The organism is Pseudomonas sp. JUb42 (assembly GCF_024807945.1).
In the GTDB taxonomy this organism is placed as follows: domain Bacteria; phylum Pseudomonadota; class Gammaproteobacteria; order Pseudomonadales; family Pseudomonadaceae; genus Aquipseudomonas.
This window is the reverse complement of record NZ_JANUFD010000003.1, coordinates 458722-479981: the sequence shown is the minus strand read 5'-3', so window position 1 is coordinate 479981 and position 21260 is coordinate 458722. Positions and strand designations below refer to the sequence as shown.

Annotated in this window: 18 protein-coding genes and 1 riboswitch; of the genes, 13 read left to right on the top strand and 5 right to left on the bottom strand. The window is 60.7% G+C overall.

Annotated elements, in window-relative coordinates:
• The first annotated feature begins 402 nt into the window (after positions 1-402).
• The 6 genes from ltnD to M2401_RS08755 all read left to right on the top strand — a co-directional run bounded on the left by ltnD (position 403) and on the right by M2401_RS08755 (position 6914).
• On the top strand, positions 403-1308 hold the full coding sequence (gene ltnD, locus M2401_RS08780) for an L-threonate dehydrogenase (RefSeq protein ID WP_259101595.1): 906 nt from the start codon (positions 403-405) through the stop codon (positions 1306-1308).
• A gap of 10 nt (positions 1309-1318) precedes the next feature.
• Entirely contained in the window at positions 1319-2614 is a 1296-nt protein-coding gene (gene otnK / locus M2401_RS08775; RefSeq protein ID WP_259101592.1) for a 3-oxo-tetronate kinase, read from the top strand.
• On the top strand, positions 2611-3249 hold the full coding sequence (locus tag M2401_RS08770) for an aldolase (protein WP_259101590.1): 639 nt from the start codon (positions 2611-2613) through the stop codon (positions 3247-3249). Before otnK ends, M2401_RS08770 begins: the two co-directional genes overlap by 4 nt.
• Positions 3250-3529: 280 nt before the next feature.
• The gene (locus M2401_RS08765) at positions 3530-4987 is read left to right on the top strand and encodes an SLC13 family permease (protein ID WP_259101587.1); all 1458 of its coding nucleotides are present in this window, start codon (positions 3530-3532) and stop codon (positions 4985-4987) included.
• Between the two features lie 20 nt (positions 4988-5007).
• The gene (gene otnI, locus M2401_RS08760) at positions 5008-5796 is read left to right on the top strand and encodes a 2-oxo-tetronate isomerase (protein ID WP_259101585.1); all 789 of its coding nucleotides are present in this window, start codon (positions 5008-5010) and stop codon (positions 5794-5796) included.
• A 50-nt stretch (positions 5797-5846) separates the two neighbouring features.
• Positions 5847-6914, top strand: a complete 1068-nt coding sequence (locus M2401_RS08755) for an alpha/beta fold hydrolase (RefSeq protein ID WP_259101582.1) — start codon at positions 5847-5849, stop codon at positions 6912-6914.
• A 61-nt stretch (positions 6915-6975) separates the two neighbouring features.
• On the opposite strand, the gene M2401_RS08750 is transcribed toward M2401_RS08755, so the two are convergent.
• Positions 6976-7368: a hotdog domain-containing protein gene (locus tag M2401_RS08750; RefSeq protein WP_310504114.1), complete on the bottom strand. Its 393-nt coding sequence runs from the start codon at positions 7366-7368 to the stop codon at positions 6976-6978.
• A gap of 172 nt (positions 7369-7540) precedes the next feature.
• Positions 7541-7656: riboswitch (S-adenosyl-L-homocysteine riboswitch) on the top strand.
• Positions 7657-7677: 21 nt separating this feature from the next.
• Between M2401_RS08750 and ahcY the strand changes: the two genes are divergently transcribed.
• From ahcY to M2401_RS08730, 4 genes are all read left to right on the top strand, one after another.
• A complete protein-coding gene (gene ahcY / locus M2401_RS08745; protein WP_259101580.1) occupies positions 7678-9087 on the top strand; it encodes an adenosylhomocysteinase in 1410 nt (469 codons plus the stop codon).
• Between the two features lie 150 nt (positions 9088-9237).
• Positions 9238-10083 (top strand): methylenetetrahydrofolate reductase [NAD(P)H], encoded by an 846-nt coding sequence (gene metF / locus M2401_RS08740; RefSeq protein ID WP_259101579.1) that lies wholly within the window; start codon positions 9238-9240, stop codon positions 10081-10083.
• A gap of 106 nt (positions 10084-10189) precedes the next feature.
• Positions 10190-11278, top strand: coding sequence for a hypothetical protein (locus tag M2401_RS08735; protein ID WP_259101576.1), 1089 nt, complete (start codon positions 10190-10192; stop codon positions 11276-11278).
• A 277-nt stretch (positions 11279-11555) separates the two neighbouring features.
• Complete coding sequence (locus M2401_RS08730; protein ID WP_259101574.1) at positions 11556-13463, top strand: DEAD/DEAH box helicase; 1908 nt, start codon at positions 11556-11558, stop codon at positions 13461-13463.
• A gap of 118 nt (positions 13464-13581) precedes the next feature.
• Here the strand turns inward: M2401_RS08730 and M2401_RS08725 are convergent, their stop codons facing one another.
• The 3 genes from M2401_RS08725 to M2401_RS08715 form a co-directional block, all read right to left on the bottom strand.
• Entirely contained in the window at positions 13582-14178 is a 597-nt protein-coding gene (locus M2401_RS08725) for a YceI family protein (RefSeq protein WP_259101571.1), read from the bottom strand.
• Positions 14179-14205: 27 nt separating this feature from the next.
• A complete protein-coding gene (locus M2401_RS08720; RefSeq protein WP_259101569.1) occupies positions 14206-14754 on the bottom strand; it encodes a cytochrome b in 549 nt (182 codons plus the stop codon).
• A gap of 346 nt (positions 14755-15100) precedes the next feature.
• Positions 15101-16882, bottom strand: coding sequence for a flavin monoamine oxidase family protein (locus tag M2401_RS08715; RefSeq protein WP_259101568.1), 1782 nt, complete (start codon positions 16880-16882; stop codon positions 15101-15103).
• A 214-nt stretch (positions 16883-17096) separates the two neighbouring features.
• Here M2401_RS08715 and M2401_RS08710 point away from each other — a divergent pair, with 214 nt between their 5' ends.
• Positions 17097-18503, top strand: coding sequence for an adenosylmethionine--8-amino-7-oxononanoate transaminase (locus M2401_RS08710; protein WP_259101567.1), 1407 nt, complete (start codon positions 17097-17099; stop codon positions 18501-18503).
• Between the two features lie 144 nt (positions 18504-18647).
• Entirely contained in the window at positions 18648-19367 is a 720-nt protein-coding gene (locus M2401_RS08705; protein ID WP_259101565.1) for a 16S rRNA (uracil(1498)-N(3))-methyltransferase, read from the top strand.
• 119 nt (positions 19368-19486) lie between these two features.
• Here M2401_RS08705 and trhA read toward each other — a convergent pair whose 3' ends face one another.
• The gene (trhA, locus tag M2401_RS08700; protein ID WP_259101563.1) at positions 19487-20101 is read right to left on the bottom strand and encodes a PAQR family membrane homeostasis protein TrhA; all 615 of its coding nucleotides are present in this window, start codon (positions 20099-20101) and stop codon (positions 19487-19489) included.
• Between the two features lie 120 nt (positions 20102-20221).
• Between trhA and M2401_RS08695 the strand changes: the two genes are divergently transcribed.
• Positions 20222-21145 carry a LysR substrate-binding domain-containing protein gene (locus tag M2401_RS08695; RefSeq protein WP_259101562.1) on the top strand — a complete coding sequence of 308 codons (924 nt, stop codon included), beginning with the start codon at positions 20222-20224 and terminating at the stop codon, positions 21143-21145.
• The last annotated feature ends 115 nt before the right edge of the window (positions 21146-21260 follow it).

Below are 21260 nucleotides of genomic sequence, written 5' to 3'. Positions count from 1 at the left end.
GACACCTCACTATCGCGCAGCAAACTCTTGGCAGAGGGCGGGAGTAAATCTGGTGGGAGCGAATTCATTCGCGAAGAGGCCGACACATCCGATAGATATTCAGCACATGGAATGCCGCCTTCGCGAATGAATTCGCTCCCACAGGACTTCGGTCTTTCACCGGATTTTGCGTTGTTTGCCGGGATCCGACTCGCTGGCCCCCTACAAGAATCCTCATGCTGCTCAAACGATCCGCTCCGACAAGCGTGGCCGCATCGTGACGCCCGCCAATGTGAATCTATGTGAACGATAAAAATACTTCACATTATTTGCTCATTGATTCACTATCTATTTCACAGTTTCTAACAATATCGACCGCATGCCAGCTGAACGGGCATCGGCAGACATCCGAGGGTTGCACGCATGAATAACCAGAACGTTGGTGTTATCGGCCTGGGCGCCATGGGCTTGGGAATTGCCCGTTCGTTGCTGCGTAGCGGCTTCAAGGTGCATGCCTGTGACGTGCGTGCCGCTGTTACCGAGCAGTTCGCCAGCGAAGGCGGTGTCGCCTGCGCAACCCCGGCGGCCATGGCCCAAGCCTGCGATGTGATCATCACGGTCGTGGTCAATGCCGAGCAGACTGAAACCGTGTTGTTCGGTGAGAACGGGGCCGTTGCTGCATTGCGTCCCGGCAGCCTGGTCATCGGTTGCGCCACCGTCGCACCAACCTTCGCCATCGAACTGGGCCAGCGCCTGGCCGAGCAAAACCTGCTGTACCTCGACGCGCCGATCTCCGGCGGCGCCGCCAAGGCTGCTGCTGGCCAAATGACCATGATGACCAGCGGCCCGGCCGATGCCTACGCCAAGGCCGACGCGGTGCTGAGCGGCATGGCGGGCAAAGTCTATCGCCTGGGCGACGTCCATGGTCTGGGCTCGAAAGTCAAAATCATCAATCAGCTGCTGGCCGGTGTGCATATCGCTGCCAGCGCCGAAGCCATGGCCCTGGGTCTGCGTGAAGGTGTCGATGCCGACGCCCTGTACGAAGTGATCACCAACAGCGCCGGTAACTCATGGATGTTCGAAAACCGTGTGCCGCACATCCTCAAAGCGGACTACACACCGCTTTCGGCTGTGGATATTTTCGTCAAGGACCTGGGCCTGGTGCTGGATACGGCCCGCGCCAGCAAATTCCCGCTGCCGCTGTCGGCCACCGCCCACCAGATGTTCATGCAGGCTTCCAGTGCCGGTTTTGGCCGTGAAGACGACTCTGCCGTGATCAAGGTTTTCCCTGGCATCGAGCTGCCAGTCGCCAAACCCGACCTGGCCTGAGGAACGCATCATGAGTCTTTCCTCCCCACGCCCCTTGTTGGGCTGCATCGCCGATGATTTCACCGGCGCCACAGACCTGGCCAACATGTTGGTGCGCGGCGGCATGCGCACCGTTCAGAGCATCGGCATTCCCAGCGCGCGAATGGCTGAAGGCCTGGATGCCGACGCCATCGTCATCGCCCTCAAGTCCCGCACCACGCCGGTAGAAGACGCTGTCGTCGAATCTCTGGCGGCTCTGCAGTGGTTGCGAGAGCGCGGCTGCGAGCAGATCTTCTTCAAGTACTGCTCGACTTTCGACTCCACCGCCGCCGGTAATATCGGCCAGGTCAGCGAAGCCTTGCTCGCCAGCCTGGGCAGTGATTTCACCCTGGCCTGCCCGGCGTTTCCGGAAAACGGCCGGACGATTTTCCGCGGCCATCTGTTCGTGCAGGACCAACTGCTCAACGAATCCGGCATGCAGAATCACCCGCTCACACCCATGACCGATGCCAATCTGGTCCGCGTGCTGCAATCCCAGACCCGCCTCAATGTCGGCCTGCTGCGCTACGACAGCGTGGCCAAGGGCGTGGAAAGCGTACGCAACAAGATCGCCGAACTGCGCGCAGCCGGAATCGGCATGGCCGTGGCCGATGCGCTGTCGGATGCCGACCTCTATGTTCTGGGCGCCGCCTGCGCTGACCTGCCGTTGCTGACCGGCGGTTCGGGCCTGGCCCTGGGCCTGCCGGAGAATTTCCGCAAGGCTGGCAAGCTGCGCCATAGCGAAGATGCCGCCAGCCTGCAGAGCATCTCTGGCAAGGAAGTGGTGTTGGCCGGTAGCGCCTCGTTGGCGACCAACGGTCAGGTCGCGGCCTGGCTGGAAGCCGGGCGTCCAGCTCTGCGCATCGACCCGCTGGCCTTGGCCGCCGGTCAGCCGGTAGTCGAGCAGGCTTTGGCCTTTGCCCGTGACAGCGCAGCAACCGTACTGATCTACGCCACCAGCAGCCCGGATGAAGTCAAAGCCGTGCAGGCACAACTGGGCGTCGAGCGCGCCGGTGCCATGGTCGAAGAGGCGCTGGGGCAAATCGCCAAGGGGTTGTTCGACGCCGGTGTTCGCCGGTTTGTCGTTGCCGGTGGGGAAACCTCTGGCGCTGTGGTTCAGGCACTGGGCGTGCAGTTGCTGCAGATCGGCGGGCAGATCGATCCTGGCGTTCCAGCCACGCTCAGCAGCGGCGAGCAGCCTCTGGCCCTGGCGCTGAAATCCGGCAACTTCGGTGGCCGCGACTTCTTCGCCAAGGCCCTGCGCCACCTGGCGGGGGACGTGCAATGAGCAACGAAAGCGCCCTGCGCGAAGAAATCTGTGACGTTGGTCGCCAGCTCTATGAGCGCAGCTACACCGTCGGCAGCGCGGGCAATATCAGCGCACGCCTCGACGATGGCTGGCTGATCACCCCGACCGACGCCTGCCTCGGCCGCCTCGATCCGGCCACCATCGCCAAGGTCAATCTGGCCGGGGAATGGGTCTCCGGGCACAAGCCGTCCAAGACCCTGGCCCTGCACCGCCAGGTCTACGACCGCAATCCCGCTGTCGGCGGCGTGGTGCATACCCACTCCACGCATCTAGTAGCACTGACCCTGGCGGGCGTCTGGCAGCAGGACAACATTCTGCCGCCCCTGACCCCGTACCAGGTGATGAAGGTTGGTCCGATCCCCTTGATCAACTACGAGCGCCCCGGCTCCGACAAGGTCGCAGAACGTGTCGCGCAACTGGCCAACAGCGTGCGTGGCGTGATGCTTGAGCGCCTCGGCCCGGTGATCTGGGAAAGCTCGGTTTCCAAGGCCAGCTATGCCCTGGAAGAACTGGAAGAGACCGCCCGCCTGTGGCTGATGACCCAACCGCGCCCTGCACCGCTGGAAGAAGCGGCATTGGAAGAGTTGCGCCGGGTTTTTGGGGCGCGTTGGTAAAGGCAGCAAGAGATCTGAATTCAAATGCGGTCTGTGGGAGCGAATTCATTCGCGAATGCGGTGTTTCAGACAACACACATACGTGGGATGTACCGGCCTCTTCGCGAATGAATTCGCTCCCACCATCAGCGACCGCTGAACTCGCATAAGAAAAGCCAACACCCCGGCAACGCCGGACAACAATAACAACAGGAACTTCGAGCATGACTCACACGTATCGCGCCACCCTGACGTTCGATTCGCGCACCGCCCTATCCACCCTGCGTGGGAGTGACCGGGCATGACGCCATTAATGCTGATGTGCGTTGCCGGTGCTGGTATCGCCCTGCTGCTGTTCCTGGTCCTCAAGTATAAATTCCAGCCGTTCGTGGCCCTGATGCTGGTCAGCATCATCGTCGCCCTGGTTGCCGGGGTTAAGCCCAGCGATCTGGTTGCCACCATCGAAGGCGGCATGGGCAAGACGCTTGGCCATATCGCGATCATCATCGCCCTGGGTGCCATGATCGGCCGCATCATTGAGCTGTCCGGCGGCGCCGAGGCGCTGGCCAAGACCCTGATCAAGCGCTTCGGTAACAAGCGCACGCCACTGGCCCTGACCGTGGCCGGTTTCATGGTCGGCATCCCGGTGTTCTTCGAAGTCGGCGTGATTATCCTCATGCCCCTGGCCTATGGTGTCGCCCGCGCCGCGCGCAAACCGCTGCTGGTATTCGCCCTGCCGATGTGTGCTGCACTGCTGTCGGTGCATGCCTTTCTGCCGCCGCATCCGGGTGCCGTCGCTGCTGCCGCGCAATTGGGTGCGGACCTGGGCCGCGTACTGATGTTCGGTCTGCCGATTGTCGGCGTGCTGTGCCTGATCGGCTATTTCATTGCCGGGCGCATGACCCGCAAGGTCTACCCGATGACCGACGATATCCGCGCTGAAGTCTATGGCCCGCATATCACCAACGAAGACCTCGTGACCTGGGCCAACGACGACTACTCCAAGACCAGCGAAGCCGCCCACGCCAAGACCCTGGGCCTGGAAGAGAGCGCCAGCAGCCTCGCTGCCCGCCTGCCAGCCGCTCCGGCGCCCGGTTTCGGCATGATCATTGGCCTGATCCTGCTGCCGATCATCCTGATTCTGCTGGGCACCTTGGCCACCACCATGCTGCCGGCCGATTCGACCCTGCGCAGCATCCTCACCGTACTCGGCGCACCGCTGGTAGCTCTGTTGATCGACACCCTGCTGTGCGCCTGGCTGCTGGGCTCGCGCCGTGGCTGGAGCCGCAGCCAGGTGTCCGATGTGGTGGGTTCGGCATTGCCGGGCGTGGCCATGGTGATCCTGATTGCCGGTGCCGGTGGCGTGTTCGGTAAAGTCCTGGTCGATACCGGTATCGGTGCCGTAGTCTCCGAAGCCTTGCGCAATACCGGCCTGCCGGTGCTGGCCCTGGGTTTCCTGCTGACCTTGCTGCTGCGCGCAGTACAGGGTTCGACCACCGTGGCCCTGGTGACCACTGCCGGTATCCTCAGCCCGCTGATCGCGACCCTGAACCTGAGCGCCAACCACCTGGCCCTGCTGTGCCTGGCCATGGGCGGTGGCGGTCTGGCGATGTCGCATATCAACGATGCCGGCTACTGGATGTTCACCAAGCTGGCTGGCCTCAACGTCGGTGATGGCCTGCGCACCTGGACCGTACTGGTAACGGTATTGGGCACGCTGGGCTTTTTGACTACCCTGCTGCTTTGGCCATTCGTCTGACCTGAAAGACTGGAGTTCACATGCCTCGCTTCGCTGCCAACCTGAGCATGCTCTACCCGCAACACGACTTCCTCGCGCGCTTTGACGCGGCCGCTGCCGATGGTTTCGAGGCGGTCGAGTTTCTGTTCCCCTATGACTTCAGCATCGCGCAACTCAAGCAACGCCTGGACGACAACGGTCTGGTCCAGGCGCTGTTCAACGCACCGCCCGGAGCCTGGGCCACGGGTGAACGCGGCACAGCATCACTGCCGGGCCGCGAGAGCGAGTTCCGCGAAGGTATCGGGCAGGCACTCGAATACGCCGCCGTGCTGGGCAACGATCGGATTCACGTCATGGCAGGGCTGCTGCCAAGCGAGGACCTGCGCGAGCGCCATCACGCCATCTACCTGGAAAACCTCACCTACGCCGCCGAACAGGCAGCCAAAGCTGGCATTACGGTGCTGATCGAGCCGATCAATACTCGCGATATCCCGGGCTTTTTCCTCAACCGCCAGGATCAGGCCCAGGCCATCTGCAAGGAAGTCGGCGCGGCCAATCTGAAGGTGCAGTTCGACCTCTATCACTGCCAGATCGTCGAAGGCGACGTGACCATGAAGCTGCGCCGGGACTTCGCCGGGATCGGCCATATCCAGATCGCCGGGGTACCGGATCGTCATGAGCCAAGCCTGGGCGAACTGAATTACCCATACCTGTTCGAAATGATCGATCAACTGGGTTATGAAGGCTGGATAGGCTGCGAATACCGCCCTAAAGGCGATACCAGTGAAGGGTTGCAGTGGTTGCGGGATTGGCGCAAGCGCCAAGCCTGAAGCACGACCTTCGGTTTCTTCTCCTGACAACAATAAAAAAGGAAGTAGAAATGCACCATTTGAAAATCGGCTTGTGTGCCAGCGTTCTCCTTCTGGCCGGGGCAGCCCTGGCTCCGGTCAGCGCCGCAAGTTTGCCGGCCGCAACGGAGGGTGAATGGACCGCACCGTCCTTTACCTTCCATAACGGTGAAAAGCTCGACAACCTGCGCTTGAGCTACGTCACCGTCGGCGACCCGAAAAACCCGGCAATCCTTTATCTGCACGGCACCAATCGTCCGGCCAGTGACATGCTGGGCAAAGACTTTGCGGGTGAGCTGTTTGGCCCCGGACAACCACTGGATGCCAGCCGTTACTACATCATTGCCCCGGACGGGATTGGCGTCGGTAAATCGAGCAAGCCGTCTGATGGTTTGCGAAGCAAATTTCCGCAATACAACTACACGGACCTGGTCGAGGCCCAGCATCGCCTGATCAGCGAGGGGCTGAGAATCAAGCACCTGCGCCTGGTTATCGGCAACTCCATGGGCGGGATGCAGACCTGGATATGGGGAGAGCGCTGGCCGGATATGATGGACGGCCTCGTGCCGATGGCTTCTCAGCCAACGCCCATGTCCTCGCGAAACTGGATGATGCGGCGCATGCTGGTCGAATCCATCAAGCAGGACCCAGCGTGGAAAGACGGCAACTACACCAGCCCGCCTCCATCATTGCGCACAGCCAATGTCATGTTCGGCCTGGCCACCAGTGGCGGCACCCTTGCCTATCAGACATTGGCACCGACACGAGCGCAGGCGGACAAACTGGTCGATGAGCGTCTGGCGGCGCCTCTGCCGGGCGATGCCAACGACTTTATCTATCAGTGGCAATCTTCGGCAGACTACGACCCGTCGCAGCAACTGTCAGCCATCAAGGCACCGCTACTGGCGATCAATAGCGCAGACGACGAGCGAAATCCGCCCGAAACCGGGACAATGCAGTCGGCCTTGGCGCAGTTGAAAAATGCTCGTCTGGTGCTGATTCCTGCCAGCAGCGAGACCCGCGGACACAGCACAACCGGGTTTGCCCGTTTCTATGCCCGCGAGCTTGGCGAGTTCATGCAAGCCACCGCTCAACCCTGAAAGAGCCCGGCAACTGGCAGCGATGCGACGCAATGGCGCTGCATCGCGCTGCTACTGTCGATTATCCAGGTTCGAACTGATCCTTGATGTAACGAATCTCGGTCCGGCCATGGGGTGCAGGCGTGCCGTCTTCACCCAGGTTGACGAACACCAGCTTGTCGATGGTAAGGATGCTCTTGCGCGTGATCTTGTTGCGCACGTGGCAGCTCAGGGTGATCGATGTGCGGCCGAACTCGGTGGCGGTAATGCCCAGCTCAATGATGTCGCCCTGGCGCGAGGCGCTGACAAAGTTGATCTCCGAGATGTACTTGGTCACCACGCGCTGATTGCCCAATTGCACGATGGCGTAGATCGCCGCCTCCTCATCGATCCAGCGCAACAGACTGCCCCCGAACAGGGTGCCGTTGGGGTTGAGGTCTTCGGGCTTGACCCATTTGCGGGTATGGAAATTCATGTTGCCTCCGAGGCGTTTGGAATGGGGTTTAGCTTCGAGCCTCAAGCTACAAGCTGCAAGTTAAAAGCAGACCGCTTGCCGCTTACAGCTTGCCACTTGCGGCTCAAAGAAAGCTATAATCGCCACCGCTTCAAAAAACGGTCATCGTTCCTTGATACCGTTTTCCCGCCACCTGTCCGAGGGGCGCTGCAGCAGGTTTTCACCTGTCAGGCTCGGATGGGGCGTTGTTCGAGCCGATCTTCCAGGTCGCCTGTTCGAGCCTTAAACGCACAACGGCGCCCATTCGCACACTACGAATGGAGTCTCTTTATGAGCGCTGTAAACACGCCCGCCGGTTTCACTGACTTTAAAGTCGCCGACATCTCCCTGGCTGCCTGGGGTCGTCGCGAAACCATCATCGCCGAATCCGAAATGCCTGCCCTGATGGGTCTGCGCCGTAAATATGCCGGCGAGCAACCGCTCAAGGGCGCGAAGATCCTCGGCTGCATCCACATGACCATCCAGACTGCCGTACTGATCGAAACCCTGGTTGCTCTGGGTGCCGAAGTTCGCTGGTCGTCGTGCAACATCTTCTCCACTCAGGACCAGGCCGCTGCCGCTATCGCTGCCGCCGGTATCGCCGTGTTCGCCTGGAAAGGCGAGACCGAAGAAGAGTACGAGTGGTGCATCGAGCAGACCATCCTCAAGGATGGCCAGCCATGGGACGCCAACATGATCCTCGACGACGGCGGCGACCTGACCGAGATCATCCACAAGAAATACCCGCAGATGCTGGCCAAGATCCACGGCGTGACCGAAGAGACCACCACTGGCGTACACCGCCTGCTGGACATGCTGGCCAAGGGCGAGCTGAAGATCCCTGCGATCAACGTCAACGACTCGGTCACCAAGAGCAAGAACGACAACAAGTACGGCTGCCGTCACAGCCTGAACGACGCGATCAAGCGCGGCACCGACCACCTGTTGTCCGGCAAGCAAGCGCTGGTCATCGGCTACGGTGACGTGGGCAAAGGCTCGGCCCAGTCCCTGCGTCAGGAAGGTATGATCGTCAAGGTCACCGAAGTCGACCCGATCTGCGCCATGCAAGCCTGCATGGACGGTTTCGAACTGGTTTCGCCGTTCATCAACGGTGAAAACGACGGCACCGAAGGCAGCATCGACAAGGCTCTGCTGGGCAAGATCGACCTGATCGTGACCACCACCGGCAACGTTAACGTCTGCGACGCGAACATGCTCAAGGCCCTAAAAAAGCGCGCTGTGGTCTGCAACATCGGTCACTTCGACAACGAAATCGACACAGCTTTCATGCGCAAGAACTGGGCATGGGAAGAAGTGAAGCCACAGGTCCACAAGATCCACCGTACCGGTGCTGGCACTTTCGATCCGCACAACGATGACTACCTCATCCTGCTGGCCGAAGGCCGTCTGGTGAACCTGGGTAACGCTACCGGCCACCCAAGCCGCATCATGGACGGCTCGTTCGCCAACCAGGTTCTGGCCCAGATCTTCCTGTTCGGCCAGAAGTACGCCGACCTGGCACCGGCTCAACAAGCCGAGCGCCTGACCGTTGAAGTGCTGCCGAAGAAGCTCGACGAAGAAGTGGCCCTGGAAATGGTTCGCGGCTTCGGCGGCGTAGTGACCAAACTGACCAAGACCCAGGCCGACTACATCGGCGTGACCGTCGAAGGTCCGTTCAAGCCGCACGCATACCGCTACTGATGGTTTGACGCCGCTCCTGTGGGAGCGAATTTATTCGCGAAAGCTTTGGTACAACCGGCACAAAACTGTCGGATGTAATATCGCATTCGCGGATAAATCCGCTCCCACAAGGAATTGGTGTCAGTCGCTTGCGCTTCCAAGGATTTCATCATGTCCCAAGACCGTCGCTACAGCTTCGAGTTCTTCCCGACGAAGACCGATGCCGGCCATGAAAAACTGCTGACCGTCGCTCGTCAGCTGGCCAGCCTGAAACCCGATTTCTTCTCCTGCACCTATGGCGCCGGTGGTTCCACTCGCGATCGCACGATCAACACCGTGCTGCAGCTGGAAAAAGAAGTCAGCATTCCCTCCGCCCCGCATTTGTCCTGCGTTGGCGACAGCAAGGCCGATCTGCGTGGCCTGCTCAAGCAATACAAGGATGCAGGCATCAAACGCATCGTCGCCCTGCGCGGTGACCTGCCTTCGGGCATGGGCATGAGCGGTGGCGAACTGCGCTATGCCAGTGACCTGGTGTCGTTCATCCGCGAAGAAAGCGGCGATCACTTCCATATCGAAGTGGCTGCTTATCCGGAGATGCACCCACAGGCTCGTAATTTCGAAGACGATATCGCTAATTTCGTGCGCAAGGCCAAGGCCGGTGCCGACAGCGCGATCACCCAGTACTTCTTCAACGCCGACAGCTACTTCTACTTCGTCGAGCGTGTGCGGAAAATGGGCGTTGAAGTGCCGATCGTGCCGGGCATCATGCCGATCACCAACTACAGCAAGCTGGCCCGGTTCTCCGATGCCTGTGGCGCGGAAATCCCTCGCTGGATCCGCAAACAGCTGGAGTCCTACGGTGATGATGTGAAGAGCATTCAGGCTTTCGGTGAACAAGTGATCACACAAATGTGTGAGCAACTGTTGCAAGGCGGAGCCCCTGGCCTGCACTTCTACACGCTGAATCAGGCTGAACCTAGCCTGACGATCTGGAACAATCTGCAACTGCCGCGCTAAACACTGATTTATTTGTTGCAGAAGGTCTGGCACATTCAGGTCATGTTTATTCGGTGGCCCTGGCGCAAGTACAGGGCCGCCACGCCTTGGATAACGGACTAAGCAGTTGACTCCACCCAATAAGATCCAACCTCGCCCGCAGCTGATATATCTGGTCTTCGGTGCCGAGACATACCATCAGGAAGCCGTGTTCAGCATCGCCAGTGCTCTGGCCTGCCTGCGCGATACACCTGATCAGGCTCTGGATATCCAGGTATTCAGCGACAATCCCGAGCCTTATCGCTTGCTGCCGGTACATGTGCGCCCGTTGGATGAGGCGACACGCAAGGCCTGGAGCCAACCCCATGGCTATCATTTCCGCACCAAGCACGTCGCCCTGCGCGCCGTTCTTGAAGAGTCGCAACAGGCCCTGCTGATCGACACCGACACCTTTTTCCATTGCTCGCCGCTCAAGCTGTTCGAGCGGGTCAAGCCCGGCACGGTGTTGTGCAATGCATTCAACCAGCGTTATGGCGCCTATGCCGGTTCTGAGCTGCATAAGTCACTGGCCCATATCCTCGCCGAACGCGGCCTGGCCGATGACGAGATGCCGTTGCTCAACTCAGGCGTGATCGGCCTGATGCACGAAGACCGCGAACTGCTGGATCGCTCCATTGCCCTGATGGATGAGTTTTATCCCCTGGCCCGTGGCGCCTACACCCTGGAAGAATTCTGCCTGGGCGTGGCGGCTTACCGGAAGATGGAAGTGGCCGAGTGCACCGACCTGATTCACCATTACTGGAGCCGCAAGCAGCTGTTCCGCGCCAAGATCCGCGCCTGGTTGCGCAAGCACAGCGACGCGCCGCTCACCGCAGAGGCCCTCGACGACACCCGCCGTGTGACCACCCGCCTGCCGCGCCCGCCGCGCTGGCAGCGCCTGTTCTACCGCAGCATGACCCTGAGTGTGCCGCTGCAGCAGCGCCAGTTCATTCGCGAAATCCTCTATGGCTGCTACCAGCACAGCAACGAGTTCGACCGCGCCTGCTGTGAAGTCTGGTGGGACAAGGCCCGGGAGAATGCCGAGCAACGCCTCAAGCAGCCTCTGCAGCAGCAACAACTGGCTTCGTGGCTGGACCACTGGATGGTCAAGCAACTGCTGGGCTGCCGCCGCGAGGCGATTTATCAGCACCTTTCACAGCAAAAAAGCGGCGCCTGAAGCGCCGCTGCAATAACGCCACAAAACCGTTGAGCAGCAGGAACGCGGCGCAGAGCGATTGCTCTGTTATACTCCGGCCTTCCCGCCAGGCTCACGCCCGGACGCTCGGTCTTGCAACAGGCATCTCGACACGCCAAAAGCGCATCTTCTTCTCCGCGCTGATGTCCCGAGATGACCTTGAGGCCCCGCAGGACCGGACGGGATCGCGACTTCGTCGCCATTCGCGCCGGGCAAGATCTCCCATTGGGCCAAGCCCTCACTTAGAACAGGATTACTCATGTCCTTTGCTTCCCTCGGTCTCTCCGAGGCTTTAGTCCGCGCCATCGAGGCAGCGGGCTATACCCAGCCTACCCCGGTGCAACAGCGGGCAATTCCCGCCGTGTTGCAAGGTCGCGACCTGATGGTTGCGGCTCAGACAGGTACTGGTAAAACCGGCGGCTTCGCCCTCCCGATCCTGGAGCGGCTGTTCCCCAATGGTCATCCGGACAAATCCCAGCGTCACGGCCCGCGCCAACCGCGCGTACTGGTCCTGACCCCGACTCGCGAACTCGCAGCCCAAGTGCATGACAGCTTCAAGCTGTACGCCCGCGACCTGAAGTTCGTCAGCGCCTGCATTTTCGGCGGTGTCGGCATGAACCCGCAGGTCCAGGCCATGGCCCGTGGCGTCGACGTACTGGTTGCCTGCCCGGGTCGCTTGCTCGATCTGGCCGGCCAGGGCAGCGTCGATCTGTCCCACGTTGAGATTCTTGTTCTCGACGAAGCCGACCGCATGCTCGACATGGGCTTTGTCCATGACGTGAAGAAAGTCCTCGCACGCCTGCCAGCCAAACGCCAGAACCTGCTGTTCTCGGCAACGTTCTCCAGCGACATCACCGCCCTGGCCGGCAAGCTGCTGCACAACCCCGAGCGCATCGAAGTCACGCCGCCGAACACCACGGTCGAGCGTATCGAGCAACGGGTGTTCCGCCTGCCGGCCAACCACAAGCGTTCGCTGCTGGCCCACCTGATCACCAAGGGTGCTTGGGAGCAGGTGCTGGTGTTCACTCGCACCAAGCACGGCGCCAACCGCCTGGCCGAATACCTGGACAAGCATGGTCTCAGCGCCGTGGCGATCCACGGTAACAAGAGCCAGAACGCTCGCACCAAAGCCCTGGCCGACTTCAAGGCCGGTGAAGTGCGGATCATGGTCGCCACCGATATCGCCGCCCGCGGCCTGGATATCGACCAGTTGCCGCATGTGGTCAACTTCGAGCTGCCTAACGTCGACGAAGACTATGTGCACCGCATCGGCCGGACTGGCCGTGCCGGTCGTAACGGCGAGGCGATCTCCCTGGTCGCGCCGGACGAAGAAAAGCTGTTGAAAAGCATCGAGCGCATGACCAAGCAGAAAATCGCCGATGGCGATCTGATGGGCTTCGATATCACGGCCGTTGAAGCCGAGAAACCCGAAGTGCGCGAGCGCCCGGATGTGCGCAACCCACGTGCCGCCCGTGCGCCACGTGGCGAAGGCGCCGCCAGCAACAGCGGCGGCCGCAAGGACAAGGGTAAGGATAAAGGCAAGGAAAAGCCGGCAGCCGCGGCAGCAGGCGTGCGCCCGGCGCGTCAGCCTCGTGAGCAGAAGCCACGCGAAGGTACGCCACGCGGCGAACAACGCGCAGCAGCTCCACGCCCGACCGCTGATCGTGCTCCCGACGAGTTCCTGGATGACGAAGTGGATAACTTCGGAAACCGCGCTGACTACGTCAGCCCGTACCAGAACAAGAATCAGAGCCGTGGTCGTCGCCCAGGCGCTCCGGCAGCTCCGGGCGCCGGTGCAGGCGCACCACGCGGTGGCGCGGCCCCAGGTCGCGGCCCACGCAGCAACACCGGTGGCGGTGCCACCACGGGTGCAGGCGCACCGGCTGCCAAGCGCAACGGTCCACGCAATGGTTCGGGCGGCGGTGCAGGCCGTGATGGCCAGGCTCGTCGCGAAGACCAGCCACGCAACCGTCGCCCGGCCCGTACTGATGACCAGCCACGTCAGGAGCCTGCGGTACGCGGCGCCCGTGACGGCCAGCCGCAACCGAAGATCGTGCACAAGGAGTCGAAAAGCGATCGCTTCCCGTCGCCCGAACAGCTCGATCAGTTGCCAAGCCGCCCGCGCGGTGAAAAGCCGGCACTGCTGACGCGTAATCGCGATAGCTGATTGCCACAGACTGTAGGACCTGCTTTAGCCGGTAGGATGCTCTCGCGGCTGAAGCCGCTCCTACGGGAATAAAACAGCCGACCTGAGGTCGGCTTTTTTTTGCTCAAACCAAGCGCAATTACTTAGCCTTGACGCCTTCGAACGAGATGTTCAGTTCCATGGTGTCGGACTGTGGACCCAGGTCCATCATCTTGCCGAAATCAGAACGCTTGATCGAAGTAGTACCGTTGAAGCCGGCACGATAGCCGCCCCATGGATCCTTGCCTTCGCCGTTGAAAGTGGCCTTGACCACAACTGGCTTGGTCACACCGTGCAGAGTCAGGTCACCGGTTACGTCAGCGGTGACTTTGCCGTCAGCATTCTTGCCGGTAGGCGCGACTTTGGTGGAGACGAACTTGGCGTCCGGGTAAGTGGCGACGTCCAGGAAGTCCTTGCTGCTGATGTGCTTGTCACGTTCGGCATGGTTGGTGAAAACGCTGGCGGTTTTCACGTCGATGCTGATTTTGCTGTCTTCAGGCTTGGCAGCATCAAAGCTGAACGTACCGGTCCAGTCCTTGAAAGTACCGTGGATGAAGCTGTAGCCCAGGTGGCTGATGGTGAAATCGATGAAGGCGTGCTGACCTTCTTTATCGATGGTGTAGTCAGCAGCCATGGCCTGGCCAGCGGTGAACAGTGCGGTACCCAGTGCCAGAGCGGCGAGAGACTTCTTCAACATGCTTTTCTTCCTATTAGGGTTGAACAACTAGCTGCGACCCAGCATGCGCTTGAGGGTCACATCACGATCGATAAAGTGGTGTTTCAGTGCTGCAAGACCATGAAGCCCCGCGAAGATCACGAGAACCCAAGCCAGATAAAGGTGTACGACACCCGCGTTGTCCGCCTGATCCGGCAGGCCGCTGATCAGCGCGGGTACATCGAACAGGCCAAACACCGAGATCCCCACACCGTCGGCGGTGGAAATGAGATACCCGGCGAACATCACGGCAAACAAGCCGACATACAGAAACAAATGGCCAAACGCCGCGCCGATACGCGTCCACTTGCCATAACTGGCCAATGGCGGTGGCGGCGGGCTAAGCAGGCGCCAGACCACGCGGATCAACATCACCGCGAACAGGGTCAGGCCGATGCTCTTGTGCAGATCAGGGCCGGCCTTGCGCCATGTGTCGTAATAACCCAGACCGACCATCCACAAACCCAACGCAAACAGACCAAATACTGCAATGGCCACGCCCCAGTGCAACAGCATGCTGACCAGACCGTATCGAGAGGAGGAGTTCTTCAGTTGCATCGCCGATACCTTGTATAAGTTGGTCACAGACTAGCTTTTTATCTATCGAATGAAAGCGCAAATTCTTGCTCTGAACCATCGAACATTTCGATTGTTACAAAACCGCCGTGCTTTCCGATGTCGCCGTCCTGACGCACGTAACCCCACCCTGGTCGGACATAAACGAATTTGCCCGCCGAGCATCCGGATTATCCGGGGCCAACAAAACAACGCCATGACCACCGGCTTCAGGATGCGGATGAACGGCTATAAGTGACCTACACATATAGACGATTTTTCCTGCACAAAAAAAAGCGCGACCTGTAGGAGGTCGCGCTTTTCAGTGCTTCAGCTCAATGGCAGCCGATCAGTTCTTCACGTCGGTTGCCGCTGGCGTCTTGGCCGGCTCGGCCTTTTTCGCCGGAGCCTTGTGGGCCGGGGCCGCTTCTTTCTTGGCAGCGTCTTTTTTCGCCGGTTCTTTCTTGACGGGCTCTTTCTTCACTGCGGGTTTGTGCGCAGGCGCTTTCTTGGCAGGCTCCGCCGTCTTGGCAGGAGCAACCACCGGCGCCACGACCGGCGCTACCGGTGCAGGCACAGGTTCCGGAGCCGGAGCGGGGGCAGGCACTGGTGCAGGAATCGGCTCAGGTGCCTTCTCGGCGGCCTTGCCACCGAACAGACGGGAGAAGAAGCCCGGCTCGTCGTCAGCCTTCTTGGTTTCCACAGGTTTGGCTGGAGCCGGAGCCTGTGGGCCGACCTTGATCACGTCCAGGGTCTTGCCAGCAGCCAGGTCCTGCAACTGATTGGCTGCACGCTGACCGCTGCGCAGGGCGCCTTCCAGGGTGCCAGGGTACAGAGGATCAGTGTGCTCACCGGCAAAGGCTACGCGCTGGATCGGCTTTTCCCACAGACGCCAGTATTTGCTGATCTGCCCTGGGCCGAAGGCCAGGTAGGAGCCGGTGATCGAAGGATCGGTGCTGTAGCGACGAATCTCGTAACCGGTAAACGCGCCACGGGCCTGCGGGAAGAAGTTGTGGAAGCGAATCAGCACCTGATCCACCAACTGCTTGTCGCCAAAGGCCTGCATCAGGCGCGCATTGTCGCCGGACAGGTTAATGATGACGTTGGCGCCGCCCTTGAGCGCGGGCTCGATCCACAACATGCCCAGACCGGTGTTGCTGAAGGTTTCACCGGACATGCGCGCCTTGCTGTCCCAGACCGGAGTCTTGAACTTGAGCATGATCTGGTCGCGCCAACCGTAGTTGGTGCTCTTCAGAGCGCCCTGATGCTGGGCATCCAGGGCCGGAGTCATCTGGATATTGCCCAGGGCACGCAACGGCACCGCCAGCACCAGGTAGTCGGCCTGATAACCGACCGCGCCGACCTTGACCGTCACGCCGTCCTTGTCCTGGGAAATCGCCGATACCGGCGAGTTGGTCTTGATGGTCTTGATCTGCTTGGCAAAGGCCTCGGCCAGGACACCGCTACCGCCGGGCAGACGGGCAGCGCGCAGGTCGCGGTCATCGACACCGCGATAGACTTTCGACTGCTGGGCGAAATACAACAGCGACAGGCGCGAAGGCTCGTCGTAACGGCTGCGGATTTCCTGATTGATCAACTGGCGGGCAGTGGTCGGCAGGGTCAGGCGATCCAGCCAGTTGGCGACGTTGATCTGATCCAGGGCGAACAGGGTGTTGTTCGACGCGGGGTTCTGCGGATCATCGATGGAGCGTGCCAGGTTATCCAGGGTTTCTTCGTAACGCTTGAGAGCTGCAGCGGTCTCCGGCTGTTTGACCGCGAGATCGGCGGCAGTGAAATAGCTGCCATCAATCAGATAGCCGGGGGTACGGACGAATTCCGGCGCAGGCACGCTCTGGACCTTGAAGCGATCCAGGTACTGATTGAGCACCGGCTGGACCTTGGCATTGCCGATCCACTCGCTGCTCGCCAGGGCCGAGCGACCACCCAGGGTCGGCCGGGCTTCGAGCAGGGTGACCTGCCAGCCTTTGGCCTGAAGTTCATATGCCGTCGTCAGGCCGGCCATGCCGGCGCCTACCACTATGGCGGTGTGTTGTTTTTCAGCTGCCAGTGCAGACGCACTGACCAGCCCTACCATCAACAGCGCACAGGCGCGCAGCCAACCAGAAAGCATTCGGCAAACTCCGAGATAAACGTAAGAAACTTCGGACGACAGGGTCCAGGATCGGCGCGAAGGATACGTCAGCGCCGCAAGCGCTACCAGCAATGTCCGCCCGGCGACGAATGTCACTCAATTGGTACAAGAGGTTGTCCCGCAGGCAGGCATTGCATAGGCTTGCCCGATTGTTCGCCCTCGCGTCATGCGAGTCGCCACCAGGAGATTACCGATGGGCCTGAATAACCAGTGGATGCAACGCGACCTCGCGGTCCTGTGGCACCCCTGCACCCAGATGAAAGACCACGAAAACCTGCCGCTGATCCCGATCAAGCGTGGCGAAGGGGTCTGGCTGGAAGACTTCGAAGGCAAGCGTTATCTGGACGCCGTCAGCTCTTGGTGGGTCAACGTGTTCGGCCACGCCAACCCGCGCATCAACCAACGCATCAAGGATCAGGTCGATCAGTTGGAGCATGTGATCCTCGCCGGCTTCAGCCATCAGCCGGTGATCGAGTTGTCCGAGCGCCTGGTCAAACTTACGCCGGAAGGCCTGACACGTTGCTTCTACGCCGATAATGGCTCGTCCTGCATCGAAGTCGCGTTGAAAATGAGCTTTCACTACTGGCTCAATCGCGGCAAGCCCGAGAAGAAACGCTTCGTCACCCTGAGCAACAGCTACCACGGCGAAACCATAGCGGCGATGTCGGTGGGCGATGTGCCGCTGTTCACCGAGACCTACAAGACCCTGTTGATGGACACCATCAAGGTGCCGAGCCCGGACTGCTACTTCCGTCCAGAGGGTGTGAGCTGGGAAGAACACTCGCGCACCCTGTTCGCCGCCATGGAACAGACCCTGGCGGAACATCACGCTAGCGTCGCCGCCGTGATCGTCGAGCCACTGATCCAGGGCGCGGGCGGCATGCGCATGTATGACCCGATCTACCTCAAGCTGCTGCGCGAGGCCTGCGACCGCTACGGCGTGCACCTGATTCACGATGAGATCGCCGTGGGCTTCGGCCGCACCGGCACCATGTTCGCCTGCGAACAGGCCGGTATCCGCCCGGACTTCCTCTGCCTGTCCAAGGCCCTGACCGGCGGCTACCTGCCACTGGCGGCGTGCCTGACCACCGACGAGGTCTACGACGCCTTCTACGACGACTACCCGACCCTGCGCGCCTTCCTGCATTCCCACAGCTACACCGGCAACCCGCTGGCGTGCGCGGCGGCTCTGGCGACCCTGGATATCTTCGAGCAAGACAACGTCATCGAGAACAACAAGGCCCTGGCCCAGCGTATGGCTACGGCTACGGCGCACCTGGTCGATCACCCCCATGTCGCCGAAGTGCGCCAGACCGGCATGGCCCTGGCCATCGAGATGGTCCAGGACAAGGCCAGCAAGACCGCCTACCCATGGCAGGAACGTCGCGGCCTGCAAGTCTTCCAGCACGCCCTGGAACGCGGCGCCCTGCTGCGCCCGCTGGGCAGCGTGGTGTACTTCCTGCCGCCTTACGTGATCACCCCGGAACAGATCGACTTCCTCGCCGAAGTGGCCAGCGAAGGCATCGACATTGCCACCCGCAGCGGCATCAGCGTGCCAGTGCGCAAGGATTTCCATCCCAATTTCCGGGATCCGGGTTAACCAAATCATCCGCGAAGGCGTTATTCCAGACGACACAGATGCGTCGGATGTACTGGCCCTTTCGCGAATGAATTCGCTCCCACAATTGGCTCCCACATAATCCAATATATTCAGTTGGCACCACCAACACCTCAGAGACGCACCATGAGACTGTCCCGCTTCTTTATCGACGCCCCCCTGAGCCTTGGCGAGCACGAGCTGCCGGAGGCCCAGGCCCACTACATCGGCCGGGTGCTGCGCATGGCCGAAGGTGATGCCCTGCAACTGTTCGACGGCTCAGGCTTTGAGTTTCGCGGCAAGCTGCTGGAGGTGGGCAAAAAGCGCGTGCGGGTCCAGCTCGACGAGAGCTTTGCCGGGCAGATCGAGTCACCGTTGCGCATTCATCTGGGGCAGGGCCTGTCTCGTGGCGAGCGCATGGACTGGGCAATTCAGAAAGCCACGGAACTGGGCGTCAGCGAAATCACCCCGATTGTCAGCGAGCGCTGTGAAGTGCGGCTCAAGGATGAACGCGCAGAAAAGCGCCAGGCTCACTGGCAGCAGATCGCAATCAGTGCCTGCGAGCAGTGCGGGCGCTCAGTGGTGCCGGTGATTCACCCGCCCGTGCCATTGGCCGAATGGCTCAAGCAAACCAGCGCTGATCTGAAGCTGGTACTGCATCCGGTTGCCGAGCCACTGGTCAGCCACGAGAAACCGGCGACCCTGGCGTTCCTGATTGGCCCCGAAGGCGGCCTCAACGACGCAGAAGTGGATCAGGCCCAGGACGCCGGCTTCCACGCCGCCCGCCTCGGCCCGCGCGTGCTGCGCACGGAAACCGCGCCGGTGGTGGCGCTTAGCGTGGCGCAGCAGCTTTGGGGGGATTTCTAAGCTTTTTCCCGTTGGAGCGAGGCTTGCCCGCGAACAAATGTTACGCGCAATATCAGGTACACCGCGCCGCTATCTTCGCGGGCAAGCCTCGCTCCCACAGAGTTCACCCCAACGCGTATTCACAACACATAAAAACAAATCGCGACAAAATGCAGCAAACTCCCGGCAACCACGAACAGGTGCCAGATCCCGTGCCAGTGAGTGATGTGGTCGCGGGCGAAGAAGATGATCCCCACGGTGTACAGCACCCCGCCCGCCGCCAGCCAGGTAAAGCCTGCCGTGCCCAGCGCAGCCAACAGCGGCTTGACCGCCACCAGCACGATCCAGCCCATCACCGCGTAGATCACCAGAGACATGATCCGCGCCTCTGAACGTGGCTTGATCTCCTGCAGGATGCCGATCAGCGCTAAACCCCAGACGATGCCGAACAGCGTCCAGCCCCACGGGCCACGAAGGGTGACCAGACAAAACGGGGTGTAGCTGCCCGCAATCAGCAGATAGATCGAAAAGTGATCAACCTTCTGCATGATCACCTTCGCGCGCCCGCGTACGCTGTGATACACGGTGGACGCGCTATACAGGGTGACCAGGGTCACGCCATAGATCGCCATGCTGACGACCTTCCAGACATCTCCATGCAGGCTTGCCATCACCAACAGCCAGACCGCCCCGATAGTGGCCAGTACCGCGCCTACCAGGTGAGTCCAGGCGTTGAACTTCTCGCCGTAATACATCCGCGCACAACCTCCATTTCAATCGACGAGCCTCAAGGCTCCGGGTTATGACCGCAAAAGTACAGCCATCGCTGAGAGACTTGGGCACAATCGGCAGTATTCAAACAAGAAGACCCACCCATGCAGATCGACGACGAACTGACCCTGAAGAAACTGGAGATCTTTCTCGCCTTCATGCGCACCGGCAATCTGGCTCGGGCGGCGGCGGAATTGCAGACCAGCCACGTCAGCGTGCATCGGGCCATCCACTCCCTGGAAAGCGCCCTGCGCTGCCCGCTGTTCAAGCACGAAGGCCGCAACCTGACGCCACTGGAAAGCGCCTATGTTCTGGAGGAACGTGCGCAGAAGCTGATCCAGGACGTGCTCGCCACCGTCGAACTGACCCGTCAGGCCGCAGGTTTCTCGGCGGCGCGTTTTCGCCTCGGCGCCCTGTATTCATTGACTGTGAAGACCGTGCCGCAGCTGATCATGGGCCTCAAGCTGAGGCGCAGCGAGCTGAATATCGACCTGATCCTCGGCTCCAATATCGACCTGTTCTACAAGCTCAAGAACATGGAGGCGGACGCAATCCTGGTGTCCCTGGACGAGAGCGTCAACGATCCGGACTGCGAGCACCTGCCGCTGTTCAGCGACGATATCTTCCTCGCGGTCCCTGCCGACTCGCCCTTCTCCCAGCGCAGCGAGATCGACCTCAGCGACCTGCGCGAAGCCACTTTCATCACCCTGACCCAGGGCTTCGCCACCCATCGTGACGGCATCCGCGTCTTTCAGCAGGCTGGCTTCGAGCCCAAGGTGGCCATGCAGGTTAACGACATCTTCACCCTGCTGAGCATGGTCAGCTCCGGCGTCGGCTACGCCCTGCTGCCGGGGCGCATCGCCGCTGTCTATGAGAACCGCGTGCGCCTGATCCCGTTGCAGCAGCGCTATCACATGCAGCAACACATCGGCATCGTCTTCCTCAAAAGCCGCGAGCGCGATCCCAATCTGCTGGCGTTGGTGGCGGAGTGCCGGATGTATGCCAATCGGTTGAGCACCTCACCATAGCCATGAGTACACATCAAAATGTGGGAGCGAATTCATTCGCGAAGAGGCCGGTACATCCGACGATTCTTTGTCGTTTGAAATACTGTATTCGCGAATTAATTCGCTCCCACTGAAT